Annotated in this window: 16 protein-coding genes, 1 riboswitch and 1 other annotated feature; of the genes, 5 read left to right on the forward strand and 11 right to left on the reverse strand. The window is 29.5% G+C overall.

Translation table 11 applies throughout. The features are described from left to right. Positions 1-74: 74 nt before the first annotated feature. From dltB to B2S02_RS09975, 6 genes are all read right to left on the reverse strand, one after another. Entirely contained in the window at positions 75-1,235 is a 1,161-nt protein-coding gene (gene dltB / locus B2S02_RS09950; RefSeq protein ID WP_346920678.1) for a D-alanyl-lipoteichoic acid biosynthesis protein DltB, read from the reverse strand. Further along, the gene (gene dltA, locus B2S02_RS09955) at positions 1,235-2,749 is read right to left on the reverse strand and encodes a D-alanine--poly(phosphoribitol) ligase subunit DltA (RefSeq protein WP_346878029.1); all 1,515 of its coding nucleotides are present in this window, start codon (positions 2,747-2,749) and stop codon (positions 1,235-1,237) included. Before dltA ends, dltB begins: the two co-directional genes overlap by 1 nt. Before the next feature lie 19 nt (positions 2,750-2,768). After that, positions 2,769-3,953: a D-alanyl-lipoteichoic acid biosynthesis protein DltD gene (dltD, locus tag B2S02_RS09960; RefSeq protein WP_346920660.1), complete on the reverse strand. Its 1,185-nt coding sequence runs from the start codon at positions 3,951-3,953 to the stop codon at positions 2,769-2,771. A 12-nt stretch (positions 3,954-3,965) separates the two neighbouring features. Beyond that, positions 3,966-4,109 carry a hypothetical protein gene (locus B2S02_RS09965; protein WP_346846960.1) on the reverse strand — a complete coding sequence of 48 codons (144 nt, stop codon included), beginning with the start codon at positions 4,107-4,109 and terminating at the stop codon, positions 3,966-3,968. A gap of 242 nt (positions 4,110-4,351) precedes the next feature. After that, positions 4,352-5,905: a cell wall-binding repeat-containing protein gene (locus tag B2S02_RS09970; RefSeq protein ID WP_346846959.1), complete on the reverse strand. Its 1,554-nt coding sequence runs from the start codon at positions 5,903-5,905 to the stop codon at positions 4,352-4,354. 145 nt (positions 5,906-6,050) lie between these two features. After that, positions 6,051-6,377, reverse strand: coding sequence for a hypothetical protein (locus B2S02_RS09975; RefSeq protein ID WP_346846958.1), 327 nt, complete (start codon positions 6,375-6,377; stop codon positions 6,051-6,053). Between the two features lie 367 nt (positions 6,378-6,744). Between B2S02_RS09975 and B2S02_RS09980 the strand changes: the two genes are divergently transcribed. Beyond that, the gene (locus B2S02_RS09980) at positions 6,745-8,235 is read left to right on the forward strand and encodes a 4Fe-4S dicluster domain-containing protein (protein WP_346920661.1); all 1,491 of its coding nucleotides are present in this window, start codon (positions 6,745-6,747) and stop codon (positions 8,233-8,235) included. Between the two features lie 66 nt (positions 8,236-8,301). Here the strand turns inward: B2S02_RS09980 and B2S02_RS09985 are convergent, their stop codons facing one another. After that, a complete protein-coding gene (locus B2S02_RS09985) occupies positions 8,302-9,297 on the reverse strand; it encodes a LacI family DNA-binding transcriptional regulator (RefSeq protein ID WP_035130868.1) in 996 nt (331 codons plus the stop codon). Positions 9,298-9,454: 157 nt separating this feature from the next. Continuing rightward, complete coding sequence (gene ileS / locus B2S02_RS09990; RefSeq protein WP_346846956.1) at positions 9,455-12,556, reverse strand: isoleucine--tRNA ligase; 3,102 nt, start codon at positions 12,554-12,556, stop codon at positions 9,455-9,457. A gap of 178 nt (positions 12,557-12,734) precedes the next feature. Beyond that, positions 12,735-12,949 (reverse strand) — a binding site (T-box leader). Between the two features lie 263 nt (positions 12,950-13,212). On the opposite strand from ileS, the gene B2S02_RS09995 reads away from it, so the two are divergent. From B2S02_RS09995 to thiT, 4 genes are all read left to right on the forward strand, one after another. Beyond that, entirely contained in the window at positions 13,213-13,845 is a 633-nt protein-coding gene (locus B2S02_RS09995; RefSeq protein ID WP_346877502.1) for an MBL fold metallo-hydrolase, read from the forward strand. 152 nt (positions 13,846-13,997) lie between these two features. Next, the gene (locus tag B2S02_RS10000) at positions 13,998-15,713 is read left to right on the forward strand and encodes an SH3 domain-containing protein (protein WP_346920662.1); all 1,716 of its coding nucleotides are present in this window, start codon (positions 13,998-14,000) and stop codon (positions 15,711-15,713) included. Positions 15,714-15,913: 200 nt separating this feature from the next. Continuing rightward, on the forward strand, positions 15,914-16,114 hold the full coding sequence (locus tag B2S02_RS10005; RefSeq protein WP_346847425.1) for a cold-shock protein: 201 nt from the start codon (positions 15,914-15,916) through the stop codon (positions 16,112-16,114). Between the two features lie 139 nt (positions 16,115-16,253). After that, positions 16,254-16,349: riboswitch (TPP riboswitch) on the forward strand. Positions 16,350-16,459: 110 nt separating this feature from the next. Then, positions 16,460-17,101 (forward strand): energy-coupled thiamine transporter ThiT, encoded by a 642-nt coding sequence (gene thiT, locus B2S02_RS10010; RefSeq protein ID WP_346846953.1) that lies wholly within the window; start codon positions 16,460-16,462, stop codon positions 17,099-17,101. A gap of 79 nt (positions 17,102-17,180) precedes the next feature. On the opposite strand, the gene B2S02_RS10015 is transcribed toward thiT, so the two are convergent. The 3 genes from B2S02_RS10015 to B2S02_RS10025 form a co-directional block, all read right to left on the reverse strand. Beyond that, a complete protein-coding gene (locus B2S02_RS10015; RefSeq protein ID WP_346846952.1) occupies positions 17,181-17,987 on the reverse strand; it encodes a hypothetical protein in 807 nt (268 codons plus the stop codon). Positions 17,988-18,080: 93 nt separating this feature from the next. Then, positions 18,081-18,665: a hypothetical protein gene (locus B2S02_RS10020; RefSeq protein ID WP_346846951.1), complete on the reverse strand. Its 585-nt coding sequence runs from the start codon at positions 18,663-18,665 to the stop codon at positions 18,081-18,083. Positions 18,666-18,759: 94 nt separating this feature from the next. Further along, positions 18,760-20,298 (reverse strand): hypothetical protein, encoded by a 1,539-nt coding sequence (locus tag B2S02_RS10025; protein ID WP_346920663.1) that lies wholly within the window; start codon positions 20,296-20,298, stop codon positions 18,760-18,762. Positions 20,299-20,304: the final 6 nt, after the last annotated feature.

Genomic DNA, 20,304 nt, shown 5'->3' on the forward strand with positions numbered 1-20,304 from the left:
TAAAACTTAATTTATCTAATTTTATTATACATTCTATATATTATATATTTATCAATATTATTAAATTTTTATCTTTATTTATGAGTAAATAAGTACCCTGAGAATAACAATAATCCAAAAGAAGCTACATGGAAATTAATTAAAACCTGAACTCTTTGAAACCATTTCTCTTTTTTATGTTTTTTATAAAACTTAGATTTTCTTTGTAATATATCTGTAAGTACCAAAACAGTACCTTGATATATTCCATATATTATATAGAATACTTCTAATCCATGCCAAACTCCCATTATAAGCATAGTTATCATTTGAGCAAAATGAGATGCCCTAAATCTATCTTTAAATCTTTTCTTTCTCATAGAGTTTAAAAGAATTCTAGAGTATAGATAATCTCCAAACCACCTTGAAAGAGATATATGCCATCTTGTCCAAAACTCCTTCATATCCTTACTAAGAAATGGTTTGTCAAAATTCTCTGGTGTTTTAATACCAATAATATAGCTTGTACCCACTGCGAAAGAGCTATATCCCGCAAAATCAAAGAATAAATATAAACTATAAGCATACATATAGTTCAAACTATTTAAGAATGTTATATCCGCTGGAATTTTACTCATCCATAGAGTATTTATAATATACGCTATTACAAACTTATATCCTACTCCCCTAATTATTCTTTTCAATCCTTCAAATAAGTAATTATTTATATAATCCTCTTTCTCTATTTTAGTATTTATATTTTCTTCAAACCTTCTATACCTATCAATGGGACCTGAACTTAATGTTGGGAAAAATATAATAAAATATACTAAAGTAGAAAACTTAATTCCTTTTATAGTCCCATCATATATCTCTATAATTATCTGTATAGCCTTAAAGTTCAAATAAGATAATCCAATAAATCCTATAGGCCCATAGATTGATTTAACTGATACCTTTGTTATTATTATTGGTAACATTGATAAAAATAGTACTAAGTAATATATAAATTTATTATCTGTTCTATCCCGTATCTCTAAGTATGAATTGATTAATATGATTTCTCCTAGTAAAAACATTATAAATAATACAATTCCTACTGACTTTACTCCTATAATCACTCCTACCATAAATATGGATAATAATATACCATAGGGTTTTATATTCTTGCCCTTTATACCCAAGACTATAGCTGGAATAAGTGATAATAATAGTATATACAGATAGAAATAATCTCCATACTGTGTTAACTTTATCATTTTATTTCCTCCATAAGTCTTTTTCTATCTATTTTCCCATTAGTATTTATAGGGAATTGTTTTATTATCTTAATATTTCTCGGAATCATATAAGATGGTATATACTGCTTTAATTCATCTTTTATTAATATAGAGTTTCTAAGATTACTTAATCCGTTATCTTCATTTAATGTAACTGCACCCATTATATGAGATATCTTGTCATCCTTATATATAGGAAATACTGCACAGTTATTAACAATATTTACTCTTCTTAAATTATTTTCTATGTCTTCAAGCTCTATTCTAAATCCATTTAGTTTTATTTGGAAATCCTTTCTTCCGCAATAATAAATCATATTACCATCATAGTAAGCTAAATCTCCAGTTCTATAACCTCTAAGTAGTTTACCTTCTATATCTTCGTTGAAAAATACCTTTTTAGTAATTTCCTCATTCTTAAAATATCCCTTACTTATGCTATTTCCAATAGCTAGTAATTCTCCTTTTTCTCCTTCTGTCACAGTATTACCATTTTCATCTACAATTTTAAGAATAGCACCCTCCATTGGATATCCTATTGGTATTTCTCTACTATCTTCAATCATTTCTTCATTTACATCAACTGCTGATAATAATACTGTTCCCTCAGTTGGACCATATCCATTTATTATCCTAGCTCCAGGAAATCTTAACATAAGTTCTTTTACTAGCTTCTTAGATAATACCTCTCCAGCAAATACGAATGTGTTTAGTTTAGGCATTAATTCCTTATTAAAATTACTGTCTTTAATACATATTTCAGCCAATGCAGGTGTAGAAACCCATATCTTTATGTTTGAAGTCTTTAAAGCATTAAATAATCGTTTAAAGTCCTCTAGTGTATCTTTTGATAAGCTAAATAATGTTTTACCACAAATCAACCCTAAATAAATTGGTATTACTGATACATCAAATGAATAAGATACTTGATTCATAATCACATCATTCTCTTTATTTATTTTAAGAAATTTTTCAAACCAATTTGTAAAAGAGTCTATATTATTTTTAGTTATCTGCACTCCTTTTGGTAAGCCTGTACTACCTGATGTAAATAATATATAGGCATTCTCATTTTCTTTTAGCCAATTATCCGGAGATACTATAGCTCCCTTATATCTTTTTATTTCTGTTAACATTTCTTCTTTACTAAAAACATTATCATTATCTATAAGACTATTTGTAAAATTTACTATAACTTTAGGATTCACCTCGTTTATTACCTGATTAACTCTTTCTATAGGAAACGTTACATCCAAAGGAACATATGCTCTACCAGATTTCAATGCTCCTACAATTAATACTAGTATAAGATTATCCTTATTACCGTAAATAACAATAGGTGACTTATCATCTCTATACTTTTCTATCATGTATGCTGCAAATTCATCAGAAAGCTTGTCTAGCTCTTCATATGTAAGTTTTTCTTCATCGCAAATAACTGCCATTTTTTTATCTATTGAATACTCTCTTATTTTAAGTAATAAATTCACTTTTGTTACCACCTTTATATTAATCTTTAAAATGATTACTCATTTCTTCTGATACATTTAGCCAGCCTTTCCATCCTAAATGCATTACATCAGTTAAATAATACTTTTCATATTCATGCTTTTGTAAGTTTAATACATCAAAATTATTATCTTTAGCTATACTTTCTAATTTATTATAAAACTGTGTTCTTTCCTCCTCTAAAATTCCTGTATAATCATAATACCAACCATTTACATTCATTAAAATTATATATGGTTTAATGCCTAAATCCTTACATACACTTAGTAGAAACTTAAAATCTTCAAATTCTGCTGAATCTAAAATATCTATATCTTTATATGCATTTTTAAGACTAGACTCTTTATCTTTTAAATATTTATTGTAATATTCATCAGATGCATTAAACATATTATTAGAAACCTTCTCCATACCCTGGCTCTCAGCAATTTTATACTGCTCCTTAAAGTCTATTGATTTTACAGTATTAACATTAGATTTGTCTGGTAGTGATTTCATCTCTTTTAAAAGAGCAATCTTATCTCTAGTTTCAAGTAACTTCTGTTTTGTTTTAAAATAAGGTAGAAGACAATTATATTTTACTTTATCAATGAAAGTTTCTCCTATAAATAATTCTGCATAGCCTCTCTCCTCTTGATATATATCAGAGTCTTTTAACAAAGTAGCAACTCTCTTTGCTAAATATGTTTTATTTTCCTTTGATATTTTAGGATTATTTAGAAACTGATAGAATTGCAAATCAGAAAATAATGGAATAAATTTTTCACTACCTATGCCATCCTTATTCCAAAACCATTGTAGCGAAGCTACCAATGCTACCTTAGAATTATTATAATTGTCACCTCCACCTAGCATAATTGCATGTTGAAGATCTTGAACATGTGCACTTCCAAATATACTTATGTCATATTTACTATCATTAAACGGAAATAAGTTAACAGGATTTTGTGGAACAGGATTGTTTAATTCTGATGATCCCAATAGCATTAAATCATTGTTTTCTAAAGATATATCTCTAAATTCAACTCCATTTTTCTTAATATCTCCACCATAAGCATGCTTAATGGTTGCTAAATCTTTACTACTTTTTAATTGTTCAATTTCTCTGTTTACTATTAAATTAAATATAGAAATAAATATTATTGCTACTATTATTGGTATAACTATAATAAATGATTTTTTCATAACTTCCTCCTACTAGAACTGATTATAAATAAATGGTATTTCCTTAGCTTCTTGAAGTACATAAAGTAAATACGCGCTAATTAAGAATAAAGTTAACATAATCATTGCTAAGATCTCACCTTTATTTAATTTATACTTCTTAAAAAATTTCTTCATATTATCTACCACCTAATTTCCTATTTTATATGAATATATAAAATTATATTTTAATCAAGAATTATAAGTAATGTGTTTATCTAATTCCTTAAAACAATTTTACATACTTAGTATTTTACTACAATATATATAATATAATCAATATAATGTATTATTTTATAACTTTTAATAAATAAGATTTATTAACTTTATTAACAATATAAAAATTGACCTAAGACTAACTATCTTAAGCCAATTCTTAACTATATCCCAGATTCATGAATATATGACGGTACTTTTGGATTAGATGTTAATCTTATAAATAATTTACTTACCGATTTATAACCTATCCCTTCTCTTATCATATCTTTATTATCTAATTTATACTCACTACATGCATTAAGAACTTTTTTCTTTTCTTCATTATTATCTGCAACACTTTCTATTAATTGATGTCTTGAAATTCCTGAGATTTTATCCTCTCTAGCTAAAAATCTACAATCTTTTATAAGTCCATTTACATACAAACTGTTAACTGTATTTCCTGTAGCTATGTGTTGCAGATGGGTTTCATATTTATAACTATGGGTAATGTGTGTTACATTTTTAAAGGTATTTTCAAAATACAATACAGTATCTTTTAAAAGTTCATTATTTATTTTATCTTCTGGTTGATTTAGAAATACTACATTTTCTAATTTTACCCCTAATCTACCTATTGCTGCTTTAAATTCATTGTATCTTAAATTTACCTTCTGCTCATGTGTAAGACCCTTGTATCTTTCGTAATTAAATACGTTAGATCCACTTCCATCTGTAACTAGAACCATATAAACATTGTTACTTCCTACAGACTTTATAGCATCTATTACAGTGCTTCCCCCAAAAATAGTTTCATCATCTTGATGTTGCACATAGAATACCACTTTATCTCCGTATAAATAACTCTTAGCACGACTTATAGCAATATCACTTATATTTCCTAAAACAGTAGCACTGTTAGCACCTGCAATTATACTCTTATCCGAATCATCCGAAACTAAAACTACAGGTTCCTTTAATACTGAAGCTGTTAATGCATCAACTAATACATGGGACTTGCTTAAATTAACATGACTTTTATCGTGGAAAAATTGATTAATAACATTCCTATTAGTATCAAATCTATCTATTCCATCAACCCTAGTAGAAAAACTATTAAAATTAGCGCTCATAACTCCAGTACCACCTATAGAGTAAGCTTGTACATTTTTTCTATACTTAGTTGAATTACCATCTGTTAAGATTACAGGATTTCCTTTCCTTGCTGCTACTGGTGCTATACTCATAGCATCAGCTTCTCCATTAATTCCATTTACATAATATATTTCTTCTATATCATTTATTTCTTCAATTTTATTTGCTATTAAAATAGATGTATCATATCTATCTTTTCCACCAATCCTTATAGCCTTTTTACCCATCTCGGTTATCTTTGACTCTATATTGGAGGAAATTACGCCCTTTCCACCTACAATGTATACAGTACTTGCTTTTTTCAGCCTGTTAAGCGTTACTTCTGGTAGGCTATTGGATTGAGTCAGTAAGATTGGAGAGTTTACTGCACCACTTAACCCACTAGCAGAAAGTCCATCTGCTAATGAATTTCCATTAACTAAAATAACAGAAGAATATTGCATTTTAGATGCAATAATAGATGCTGTTTCATACCTATCTATACCACAAATATAGTCCATATCTATTCCATATGCACTCATTATATTGAATGTTAACAATATAAATAAACAACCTAATATCTTTGTCCAACATCTTATCATATCAACTTCCTCCAAATATCGATAAATTATCAGTATAATACTATTATTATATCATATATTTACAAGTTACATCATAACTTTCCTATATTGACTTGTTTCATTTAAACAAAGAGCAAAACATAATAAATATATTTTGCTCTTTCCTTTATGCTATTTCTTCATTACTATATTTATTATTCTCTTCAAATCTGAATTGCCCATAAGCAAATCCTTTAAACATATCAAAAGTTAAATCATTAACTTTCTGATCTTCTTCAATCCAATTAGTAAATAATTTAAATGGTTCTTCACTAAAATATTTTGAATTTACTCTTGGGAACCCTTCTAATAGATTAAATCCTTCTTCCATAGCCCTTTTCACTTCTTCTAGATTATATCTAAAGTAGTATCTATGGTCACTATTTAAAATCTCCCCTATTACAAAACTATTGTTCTCTTCACTTTTCCATATAAGATTAATTTTATTACTCATTATAATCTCCTCCTTCTCTCAGTCTTCTTATAGTTAAAATATTTTCTTCATCATAAAATTTTATTATAATCCTTTTAATACCACGTTAAAATATCTTCTTTATTAATTCTATGTTTTTATTATTATATTTATTTCTATTTTAAATAAAATAAATTTCATGGGTATAAATACTTAATTTTTTAACCAATAATTAAACCTTTATTAGTATATAACTATGTGACCCTAATTTCAAATATATTTATCATCACTATTATATTTTTACCAAATTTTATTTTTCAATGCTTAACCTATTGCATAAAAATTAAATGATGCTATAATTAGTTTTGGTTAAAAAATTAACAATGTTATGAAATTAGGAGGGATTTTATTGTTTACTTTTGATACATCGTTAAAAAAGATTAAGCATGAGGTTCTAAAACAAATTGTCCTTTTATCTATTAATGATAATCTAAATACCAAAGAAATATTCAATATTCATAAATTTATAGTTGATAAAGATACTCCTGCATATAGATGCTGTATTTTCAAAGAGCGTGCCATAGTAAATCAAAGAGCTAAACTGGCTGCTGGATATATGCCTATAGGGGATGAATATAGTGATCTTATTGATATTAAAAATAACGAACAAATTATGTACGTCATAGAGGCTGCTTGTGATAGATGCCCCATAGACAAATATACAGTTACAGAGGCTTGTAGAGGTTGTATTACTCATAAATGTAAGGAAGTATGTCCTGCTAATGCCATGATGACTGTAGGTGGTAAATCATATATAAATCAAGAATTATGTAAAGAATGTGGACTTTGTAAGAAAATTTGCCCTTACAATGCTATATCCGAAGTTCGTCGTCCTTGTAAAACTTCATGTCCAACTGGAGCTCTCAAGGTAGATGAAATCACTAGACGTGCTATTATTAATGAAGATGACTGTATTCAATGTGGAGCTTGTATGACAGCTTGTCCTTTTGGTGCTATATCTGATAAAAGTCTTGTAGCTCCTGTATCTAAAAAATTATATCAGAAAAAGCACAACATGATTGCAATCGTTGCCCCATCAATTTCAGGTCAAATGGGCAATAATGTTTCAATAGGTCAAATTAAATCTTCATTGAAAGCTATTGGATTTTCTGATGTGTTTGAAGCATCTTGTGGTGCAGATATGGTAACAATGCGCGAAGCTAATGAATTTGTAGAGAGAATGGAAAATGGACAAAATTATATGACTAATTCTTGTTGTCCAGGCTTCTTTAGCTACATTGAGAAAAAGTTTCCTACTGAGATTTCTCACATCTCCAATACGATATCTCCAATGATTGCAATGGGACGTGCTATAAAAAATGAAACTCCTGATGCTAAAATAGTATTTATCGGTCCATGTACAGCTAAGAAAGCTGAAGCTAAAAGACCGGATGTAGCTGGAGTTATTGACTACGTGCTAACCTTTGAAGAGCTTTGTGCTATATTAGATGCTTTCAATACCAATCCTGAAAACTGCAGTGAAGAGACCCTTGAAGATGGCTCAACTTTAGGTAGGGGCTTTGGTATGGCTGGTGGACTTACTGCTGCTATAGAAAATTATGTTAGCACAGAAAATATTAATATAGAATTTAAACCAGTAAAAGTTTCAGGTTCTACAGAAATAAAAAAAGCTTTAAACATGGCAAAAATAAATAAACTACAAGGTAATTTTATTGAAGGAATGATGTGTAATGGTGGATGTATAAATGGTGCTGGAGTCTTTTCAGATCCTATGACCACTAAGGGAACCTTTATTAAAGAAGGTAAAAGTTCATCTATAAAAAATGTATCTGATAATAAGGCTAATAAACTTATGGGGAAAGTATCCTTAGATAGATAAACAATAAAAAAGTGGATTTTAAAATCCACTTTTTTATTGTTTAAATTATTTTATATTTAATTCTATTTATTTCTTACAAGAATCTCTTTCAACTATGTTATATGGTAATCTATAATAAGTCTCTTCAACTGGAATTTTATTTACAAGCTTTATAAGAAGTCTCATTCCCACAGAGCCCATATCGTATAGGGGACGAGAAACTGTAGTAAGCTTAGGATAAAATACTCCTGATAATGCTATATTATCAAAGCCTATAACATTTATATCTTCTGGTACCCTAATTCCTTTTTCTCTTAAAGCATTTATAACTCCAAGAGCTGATTGATCACTTCCACATAAAACTGCATCAACCTTATTATCTTTTATAATATGAGTGATTCCTTCAAAGCCGTCCTCATATTTTAAACTTCCAAGATAAACTAGTTTTTCATTGAAACAATTCTCTTCATCCATGGCGTCTTTATAGCCATGATACATCTTTTTATATTCAGTAGCATTTTCTTTAATGTATCCTATATATGCTATGTTTTTATTATTTTTTGAGAATAAATAATTTACAGCATCATAGGCAGCAGTATAACTATCTATACCTACACTAGGAACATCCCCTTCATCATCCATAGCACCTATTGATACTACAGGAGTGCCAACAGATTTTATAGCTGCCTTTATCTCTTTATCTAGACGGTCTCCCATATATATTATACCGTCTACCATCTTCTCTCTTAATATATTAAAACTTTCTTTTTCTCTACTCTTGTCTAGATCAGTATTACATAACATTATATTATAATTATAAATACTGGCTAAGTCCTCTGCCCCTCTTACAATCTCAGGGTAAAGGGAATTTGATATATCTGGTATTATTATACCAATTGTGCTTGACCTTTGAGTCTTTAAGCTTCTTGCTAAAATATTTGGTCTATAATCTAACTTGTCTATTGCATCTAGAACTCTTTGCTTTGTCTCTTGATTAACTACATCTATATCATTTAGTACTCTTGAAACTGTTGCAATAGAAACATTTGCTTCTTTTGCTACATCTTTAATTGACGCTGCCACTATATATCACCTCTCTTATTATTCTGCATATTTTTTAATACATATATACCTTATTTATACTATAAAGTAAAGTATAATTATAAAGTTTAGATGGAGCAATCTATTATCATATTAACTCCATCTAAACTACTTAATATTTTAATTTAACATATTATTACTAAACTCTTTCTACATGTAACAATAACTTTTCACCATTAATTTTAACTTCATTTATAGCCTTATCACTATTATAGGCTACGGTTAATGCTAATGTATCTTTCTTTATTTGATTTTCAAACTTTCTTATTACATTCTCTAAGACTTCATTTCCAGCAAAGTATAAGTTTATCTTGTCTGAAACTTCAAATCCTGTTTCTTTTCTCATGTTTTGTATTTTGCTTAGAACTTCTCTTATGTGACCTTCTTCTCTAAGTTCTTCTGAAATATTTGTATCTAATACTACACCTATTTCACCTTCTCCAGCAAAAGCAAATCCTTCTAAGCCCTGCATTGTTACAAGTAGATTTTCTTTATTTAACTCTATTTCAGTTCCATCTACATTTATTGTAACCACATTACCATTATTTACTCTTTGTGCAAGATCCATTTGATTCATTGAGGCTATACCTTTTCTGATTCCTGGAATCATTTTTCCGTAAGCCTTTCCTAGTACTGGAAGATTAGGTTTTATTTCAAAGTTAACATATTTAGAAAGGTCTGATCCTAGTTCTACTTGTTTAATATTAAGCTCATCCTTAACTATGTCTCCATAATATTCTGGAAGTGAGTCTACAGATACAAGCATTTTTCCAAGTGGCTGTCTATTCTTAATATTAGCCCCATTTCTTGCACTTCTTCCAAGCTTAACTATCTTATACGCCTTATCCATTTCATCTTCTAATACCACATCTACATCAGCTTTAACGTATTCTGGCCATTTACATAGGTGAACACTCTCTTCTGCATCCTTATCAAAAGCAACAACAAGATTTTGATATAACTCTTCAGTTATAAATGGTATAAACGGTGCAGCTATTTTAGAGAATGATACAAGTACTCTATATAAAGTCATGTAAGCACCTATCTTATCCTCTGTAAGCTCTTCACCCCAGAATCTTGCTCTGTTTCTTCTAACATACCAGTTAGATAATTCATCTACAAAATCTTCTAGTTCTTTAGCTCCTTGAGTTATTCTGTAGTTTTCTAAATGCTCATCTATATTTTTAACTAATGTATTCAGTTTAGACATCATCCATTTATCCATTACATTTTCTGATTTAAAATCTTTATAATCTATTGGATTAAAATTGTCTAATTCTGCATATAGAACATAGAATGAATACACATTCCATAGAGTTCCTATAAATTTTCTTTGAGCTTCTATAACAGCCTCTTCATAGAATCTTGATGGAAGCCATGGTGCACTACCAGTATAGAAATACCATCTTAAAGCATCTGCGCCTTCATTTTCAAGTACTGTAAATGGACTAAGTACATTTCCTTTATGTTTAGACATCTTAAGTCCATCTTTGTCTAAAACGTGTCCTAGTACTATACAATTTTCAAAAGGATTATTCTCAAACACAGTTGTAGAAATAGCAAGAAGTGTATAGAACCATCCTCTTGTTTGGTCTACAGCTTCAGAAATAAACTGTGCTGGGAAGTTTGCTTCAAATAGTTCTTTATTTTCAAAAGGATAGTGATATTGAGCAAATGGCATTGAACCTGAGTCAAACCAACAGTCTATAACTTCTTCAACCCTTGTCATTTCTTTTTGACAGTGTGGACAAGTAACCTTAACCCTATCAATATATGGCTTATGGAGCTCTATACCATCTGGTACACTTACACCTTTTTCCTTAAGTTCTTCAACACTTCCTATTAACTCTCTGTGTCCACATTCACATTCCCAAATTGGAAGTGGAGTACCCCAATATCTATTTCTAGAAATTCCCCAGTCAATTACATTCTCAAGGAATTTACCCATTCTACCTGTTTTTACATTGTCAGGCATCCAATTTATTTTATTATTATTTTGAATAAGTTGATCCCTTACTGAAGACATTCTTACAAACCAACTTTCTCTTGGATAATAAAGAAGTGGCGTATCGCATCTCCAGCAATGTGGATATGAGTGTGTAAACTTCTCACTTTTATAAAGAATATTATTTTCTTTTAAATAAGCTAAAATCTTCTCATCTGCTTTTTTTACAAATATTCCAGCCCAAGGAGTTACTGCTGGAACAAAGTTACCTTCCCCATCTACTAGATTAATCATAGGAAGACCATATTTCTTTCCTAATTGATTATCGTCATCTCCATAAGCAGGTGCTATATGAACTATTCCAGTACCATCTGTTAATGTTACAAAGTCTCCATGAACTATATAAAATGCTTTTTCTTCAGGCACTTCGAACTTAAACATTTGCTCATATTCTTTTCCAAGCAATGTTTCTCCTTTAAATTCAGATACTACTTCATATTCGCCTCGAAGTTTGTTTAAAAGAGTTCTTGAAAGAATTAGATATTCACCTTCATGTAAAACTTCTACATAATCATAAGATTTATTAACAGCAAGAGCAACGTTACTTGGTAATGTCCAAGGAGTTGTTGTCCATACTAATACATATTTGTCCTCATCTTTTAGTTTAAATTTTACATAAGCTGAGCTATCCTTTACATCTTTATAGCCCTGTGCTACTTCGTGAGATGATAAGGTAGTTCCACATCTTGGGCAATAAGGCATTACTTTGTGTCCTTTATATAATAAATCCTTATTCCACATTTGCTTTAAAGCCCACCATACTGATTCTATATAATCATTGTGATAAGTTACATATGGATTTTCCATGTCAACCCAGTAACCAAGCCTTTCAGACATTTCTCTCCACATTTCAACGTAAGAGAATACACTATCTTTACATTGAGTAACAAATTCTTCTACTCCATACTTTTCAATCTCAGGTTTTCCTGAAATTCCAAGTTTCTTTTCAATTTCAAGTTCTACTGGAAGACCATGAGTATCCCATCCAGCTTTTCTTAAAACCTTATAACCTTTCATAACTTTATATCTTGGGATTATATCTTTCATAACTCTAGTTATAACGTGACCTATGTGTGGTTTACCATTAGCTGTTGGTGGACCATCATAGAACGTAAAATATTCACCTTCATCATTTAAGTCGAAGTTCTTTTGTATTACGTCTTTTTCTTCCCAAAGCTTTAACATATCTTTCTCAATGTCCATAAAAGACTTTGAGTTATCAATTTTCTTATACATATATTTTTCCTCCTTACATAGTTTATCTGTACCATTTCTGGTTAATCTCATGGAATCATTTAAATATTGTTAAGTAATTATAAGGTAAAATTAATTTAATAGTATCTAGCCTTAATTTTATCCATAGCATTAATTAATTAATCTCATATATCATGGATAAAAATTAAAACTCCGCCCTACTAAGGACGAAGTTACTTCGCTATACCACCTACAGTGTTAATAATTTCGGATACTAACATATCCTATTCCTTAACGCAGAAATACGGAAAAACTTACTAAATTTCAGTTCTCAGCTCCTAGGTGATCTTCCTCTAATTATTCACTATGGGTTTTCACCTACCCCCACTCTCTTTAAGCTACCTTTTAGAGTACTGTCCTATTCTCAGCTTTTATATGTACTATGTTGTAAATTAATTTTACATCTATTATATTATATAAAAATTTTAATGTAAAGGGCTTTATTTCTAATAACATACTAAAATATTATTTAATCTATTACAATTGCATCTACTCTTATTATTGTAGTCATCTTATTATTGTAGTCTTCTTATTAAATTAAAATGTTCTTTTTACATACTAAAGCATAAATTAAGCAAAGCTGTTAATAATTAAAATAGACTAAATAGTTAACTTTACTTAATTAGGAGGTACTAACTATGGTAATTACTTGGTTTGGACATTCTTGCTTTCTACTTGAAAATTCTCATGGAGAAAAGATACTTATGGATCCTTTTAATAAATGTTTAGGTGGAACGCCCTATAAAGGTTCTGTAGATATAGTTACCATCAGTCATGACCATTTTGATCATAACTATACGGATTTAATAAACCCTGGTGCAATTATTATAAACACACCTTGCTCATATGAAAGCTCTTCTATTAAAATTCAAGGCTTTCCATCTTATCATGACAATATAAAGGGAGCTAAACGCGGTGATAATATAATTTATTTAATAGAAACGGATAACTTAAAACTATGTCATTTAGGCGATCTTGGACATATGCTAACAGCTGAAGAATTAGATTTATTAGGTACTGTAGATATACTCTTCATCCCAGTAGGGAGTAATTTTACCATTGCTCCTGAAATTGCTGCCACTCTTTGCAATAAAATCCAAAGTAAATTAGTAATTCCAATGCATTATAAAGTTCCACATATAGATTTTCCTGTTCATGGAATAGAAAATTTCATATCTTTTATGAAAAATGCTGTGAATATAAAATCTCATACATTAACTATAAACCCACCTTTAGAAGGTGTAAATTTAGTTAAAATTTTTGAACTCTAATCTTAAAACTAGATTAGAGTTCTATTCAATTAAAAAAATATAAATGTATTTGATGTTATTTGTTGTTATATATCATTTTTTACCTTATAATTTAAGTAATAATATGAAATATATTCTATGGGGAAATATTATTGAGAAAGGACTGTTAATTAATGAATGATAAAGCATTGAAAGTTTTATGTACACTTGCAACGGGTACAGCCATTGCTACTTCTATGCAAGTTATAGCTATAGCTGATCCAGCTCAAACTTCGAATTCTTCATACAACTCTACAGTTACAGGAACTATAACTGCAGATGTATTAAATATAAGATCAAATCATAATACTAGTAGTAACATTATTGGTAAAATAAATTATAATACTAAAGTATCAATTCTAGAGATAGCAAATGGATGGTATAAAATTAAATATAATAACACTACTGGTTGGATTTCTGGAGAATATGTAAAGCTAGATAGTAATTCTAATACAGTACAAGCATCTAAAACTGGAATTGTTACTGCTACTGCCTTAAATGTTCGTTCTGCAGGTAATACTAGCAGTAGAATTATTGGATCTCTTTCTAAAAATGCCAAAGTGCAAATAATATCTACTAGCAATGGTTGGCATAAAATTAAATATAATAATACTACTGGTTTCGTTAGTACTGAGTACATTAATACTTCTTCAAGTAATTCAAACTCAGGTAATGGTAATACTAATAATAACAATAGTAACTCTTCTGATAGTACCGTTAAATCTAATGGTATCGTTAATGCAGATGCTCTAAATGTTCGTTCTGGAGCAAGCACTAGTAATAAAATTATTGGTTCCCTTCGTAAAAATGCTACAGTACAAATAATATCTACTAGTAATGGTTGGCACAAAATTAAGTATAATAATGCTATTGGCTTTGTCAGCGCTGAATATATTACCATTTCTTCAAATAATTCTGGTAATAATAACTCAAGTAGCGGAAACAATAATTCCTCTAACAACAATACCGTTATATCTACAGGCATTGTTAAAGCAGATGCTTTAAATGTTCGTTCTGGTGCAAATACTAGCTCTAAGATAGTTGGTACTCTATATAAAAATTCTAAAGTTGAAATATTATCTACTAGTAACGGTTGGCACAAAATTAAATTTAAAAGTGGTACGGCCTTTGTAAGTTCAGAATTTATATCAAACAATAATAATACTGAAACTACTCCTGGTACCGTTACCCCACCTGAGACGACTCCACCTTCTCACACTGTGGAAGGTAAAGTTGCAATTGTTAATGCTGATGCTTTAAATGTTCGTTCTGGTGCTAGTACTAGTTATAGTATAGTTACTACAGTAAGATATGGTAGTAAGCTACCTATAATTTCTTATACTAATGGTTGGTATAATGTTAAGGTAGGTAATACTAATGGATATATTAGCGGTGACTATGTAACCATAGCTGATGAAAATCAATCATCAAATCCCATAGTAAAGGAAACTCCTCTTATACAAAGTAGTTATACTGGAGAAGATATAGTTGCTAAAGCTGAAGAATATCTTGGAGTTCCATACCTTTGGGGTGGATTTACCCCTGTAGGCTTTGATTGTTCTGGTCTTGTTCAATATGTGTACAAGCAACTAGGAATATGCCTAGAAAGATCTACATACTATCAAGTACATCAAGGTATCGTCGTTGATCGTAAGGATTTAAAACCTGGAGATTTAATTTTCTTTACTACTAACGATGATGATCCTAATGATATATCTCACGTAGGAATCTATAAAGGTAATGATTTATTTATCCAAGCTCCTCAACCTGGTGATTGCGTAAGAGTTTCTAATTTAAATTCTGCTTATTATAGTAATAGATATTATGTTGCTAAACGTATAATAAAATAGTATAAAAAGTTTCAAATTGAGAACACTATAGTTAATATCTAAGAAGTTAGATATGGTCAAATATTTTGAAAGGAGATTCCGTGCTTATCTTAATAATATTAAGATTTGATGCCCTCGAGTACACGACCAACAGGAGTAGCACCGCAAAACTGAGTATGTTGAAAAGGGTGCAACTATTTAAGTTGCTTAACGGAGATTATATGGAAGTAGGAACAGTAAAATGGTTTAATAGTGAAAAAGGGTTTGGATTTATATCTATGGAAGGTCATGAAGATGTATTTGTACATTTCTCTGCTGTAACGGGAGATGGCTATAAGGTCCTTGATGAAGGACAAAAAGTTCAATTTGAAATAGTTAGTGGGGATAGAGGCCCTCAAGCAGCAAATGTTACAAAATTATAGATATATATTTTAAAGAAATATGTATTATTCATCATTTTAGAGACACGATTTAAATTCGTGGTCTCTATTTTTATTCGGTTTATATAGGGCTCTATTGAACTATAAAACTATGTATGCTATTATGAAAATATAAAATAATATATTGTGCTAGGGGTGCTCCGGCTGAGAAATGATTTTTCATTACCCTTTACCTGACCTAGATAATGCTAGCGTAGGGAAGCGATTAATAAGCTTAAGTTAATGCTTAGTTATTTAGCCGTGTTCTTACGAACATGGCTTTTTTCAGAGTATAACTTCTGCTTTAACATTAGTCCTTAGCACTACTTAATTTAAGGAGGACTCTTTATGAATATCTTAGAAAATATGAAAAATATTCTAGCTAGTTGGACAACTCTTGCCACCTTACTTGGTGTCCTAATTCTATTATGTGTGTTTATAAAAGTTAAACACATCAAGTTTACTTCTAGGTTAACAACTCATATAGCTTTAGCAGTTGCCATGTCGGTAATTCTTCAATTTTTCAAATTTTTTGAATTTCCTTTAGGTGGAAGTGCAACTCTTGCTAGTATGCTACCTATAATTATAATATCTTTAATTTATGGACCTACTATAGGAATGTTCACTGGCTTTGTGTATGGTATATTAAACTTCGTTATAGGGCCTACATATATTCTTCACCCCATTCAAGTTCTTTTTGACTATACTCTGCCTTTTATGGCAATTGGACTTTCAGGATTTTTTAAGAAAAATAAATATTTAGCTATAATAGTTGCTTTCTTTGCACGATTTACATTTCATTACATAGCTGGAATAATTTTTTGGGGAAGTTATGCTGCTAAATATAACTTAACTCCAGCAGTATATTCACTAGTATATAATGGTACTTATATTCTTATAGATTGTATAATTTGCATAGCTGTATGCTCAGTTATAAATTTAAATAGTCTTACAAAAAGATTAGCTCCTTATACTAATAATTCTATATAAAATAATTTAAAAAGGATATAGCATGACGATCATTCAATCATCATGCTATATCCTTTTAATTACTATATTTATTTTACTTTTAGAAATCTTCCGGTTTTTCATCACTTATGCTAAACTTCCATTCTCCACGATCATAAACGTTACTTATATAATAGCTAGTAGAGGAAGCATTTTTAGTCTTTTCAAATGTAACAATACCTTTATATTTCTTAGATGTATATCCTTCTGTTTTTATATTCATAACTACATTAAAATCATCTCTGGTAACAGAGGTATCCATGAATGTTACTGATTTAAGTTTATTTACTTTCTTCTTAAATTCCTCAATCTCTGTGGATATTTGAAAACGTGCAGCCATATTATCACTAGATACATTAACTCCAACATTACCTGCATCTTTATTAGCGGATACGTACTTATCTATACAACTTAAAATAGAAGTATAATATACATACTCAAAGTCGATAGGTTTTCTTATATTTGCAAAGTTTTTTATGATATCATTATCAAGCCTCTTAGAAACAATATACTTATTATCATCATTATACAGATTTGCCCCATCCTTTTTGTCAAGTCCAGCTACATAATTAAAGGTCTTAAATTCTGTTGGGCTCTCATATATCTCCAGAGTATAGTCTGGGTCTAAAGTTGACTTTTCTTCAACAACACTTGCACTAGAAAGTATACTATATATATCATTTATTACATCTTTGTCAGTAACAGTAAACTTATAACTTTTATCTCTAGTACTCTGAATTGTAACCTTCATAATGTTCCTTTCTTGCATATAGTTAAAATCACTATTTCCCCTTATACCACAAGCGGAAATTAGTAATGATGATATTATTAATAATATAACTATAAAATTACTTTTTACTCTTCTCACCTTTGCCCTCCACTTGAAAAATTCTTAGAATTTTTCATTCTTTATCATATGTTTTATTATAATAGTTGTTATACATTAAATCAAATAACTCTTTTACTTTTCAAAGGAAAAAGTTTTAACTATATTTTCAAATACCACTTGTGTATTCTCTCTAGCTTTTTTATCACTAATTATAAATGTTATTCTAGCCACATAATCATCGTATGGAACATAATATTCATAGGTTCTTTTTACATTTTCTTTACTACTTTTTAAATCATACTTAATATAATCTAATTCTATATTATCTATCTTCACTTTTTCTTTTTTATAGTCTTTTATTCCCATACCCTCTACATCTGCTATGCACTTATCTATTGTTGCTTTAACACCTTCGCTGTTACTTATAAGCTCTATAGAACCATAAGTATTAGCATCATCTGAAACAAATTCATTTAAGTATACAATTTTATCATCTTTATTCTCTTTTATTGTAGTTAACCAGCTACTAGGCAACTTATATTTTATTTTACCATCTAGAATATCATATTGCTTAAATTCAACCATACTATTCTGAGTTAATGTAGCTGTTCTTAGACTTTCTTCAAAATATTTTCCAACTCCTAATATAACTATCATAAGCCCTGCTAGTATTATTGCTAATCCTAATTTTCTCATATTATCATCTACTAATTTCATATGTTACCCTCCCTTTATTAATATACTATGTCCCTTTTTCAAAAAATAGAATAAACTCCGAATAAAATTCGGAGTTTTAAATTCACATATTATCTTACCTCTTAACTGGTACAACCACAGTATTGCCTTTTATATCATAATACATTAACCAATGACCTGTTTTATCATTATCTTCATCTGGCATGAAAGTTACGAAACCAGTCTTTCCTTCATATGGTTGGTCTGCCAAATCTCTTGTGCCTGGTATTGCATATATAATATATTTTAAATTACCTTCATCATCACATTTATATCCAACCATGAAATTTCCATGTCGTGATATATAAGGATAATAGCAAATCATAGGGTAGAACACCACAGAATATTTATTGTAATCATAAACACAATACATATCCTCTAATTTTTTTACATGAGCTTTGTACCAAAAACAATTTTTAATATTCTCATTACTACCAATCTTTTCTAAGCCATAGATAACTTCTTTAAAAAATTTACCCATAGTTCCCATTGGATAATCCTTATCATTCCATTCACTTTTTTTATGTTTCTCAGGTTTGCAATCTTCACATTTTTTATCTATATCGTCATAATCATATGATTTTTTCACCTTACAATCATCATATTTATTCTTCTTTTTAGAGTGTTTTTTTCTATAATCTTTTAACCTTTCTATTTCTTTTTCATATTCTTCAAATATTCTATTCTCATCATCAATATAGTCTTCATCATTACTTTCTAATTGTTCATTTATTAGATCATTCTTTACTAAAGGTTCAATTTCTTCAACATCAATAATATCTACTTCATCACTTATATAATTTTCATCGCTCCTTGTATTAGACATTGGAGTAGGGGTGATTCCAGGTATATTGATATTAGGAATAGGAGTAGAAGTACTTCCAGGTATATTAGGAATAATTCCACCATATGGAGTATTAGTAATGTTTGTATTATCAGTTCCTATATTTTGTGGCATTCCTGTTTGTTGTTGAGTATTATCAGTTCCTGTATTTTGTGGTACTCCTGTTTGTTGCTGTATATTATTGGTGTTGTTTTGTATAATTCCAGCATTACTTTCTTGCTGCCCTAAATTTGTATTTTGAATTTGAGGCACTACTTTATTCATATTTCCATTATCTGATTTTGGAGTTTCTTTTACTGGTGTAGTTGTACTATTATTTTCTTTTACAGTATTACTATCACTCTTAGCTAGAGGATAGTTCTGCCAGTTTTTAAGCTCTTCCCCTCCAATAAACCCTACCATTACAGGCATAACTTTATCTGCACTTATCTTACCAATAGCTGCTCCTTGCACCTTGTTCATACCTATGTTTGTATTTACTAAATTATTGGCATCAAACTCATTGCTAACATCAGCTTTTCCGCCATCATCTATATTGATTCGACCAAGATTTATTAGTTCATTACCATTGTTTCCTTGAACTATTAAAATCATAAAGTATGGGCCCTTTTGCTTTTTAAGATTTTGAGCATAAAATGAGGCTTTTGCTTTATCATTTCTTACCTCTAACTTAGCGTAGCCTGAAGGTGTTTTATTGGAATCTAGTCCATATCCTTTTTGATCTTCTTGTAATATTATAAAAAATCTATTATAGCTTTTTCTAGACGGCATACTCTC

This window comes from Clostridium sp. UBA7339, assembly GCF_002470865.1.
GTDB classification, from domain to species: Bacteria; Bacillota; Clostridia; order Clostridiales; family Clostridiaceae; genus Clostridium_J; species Clostridium_J sulfidigenes.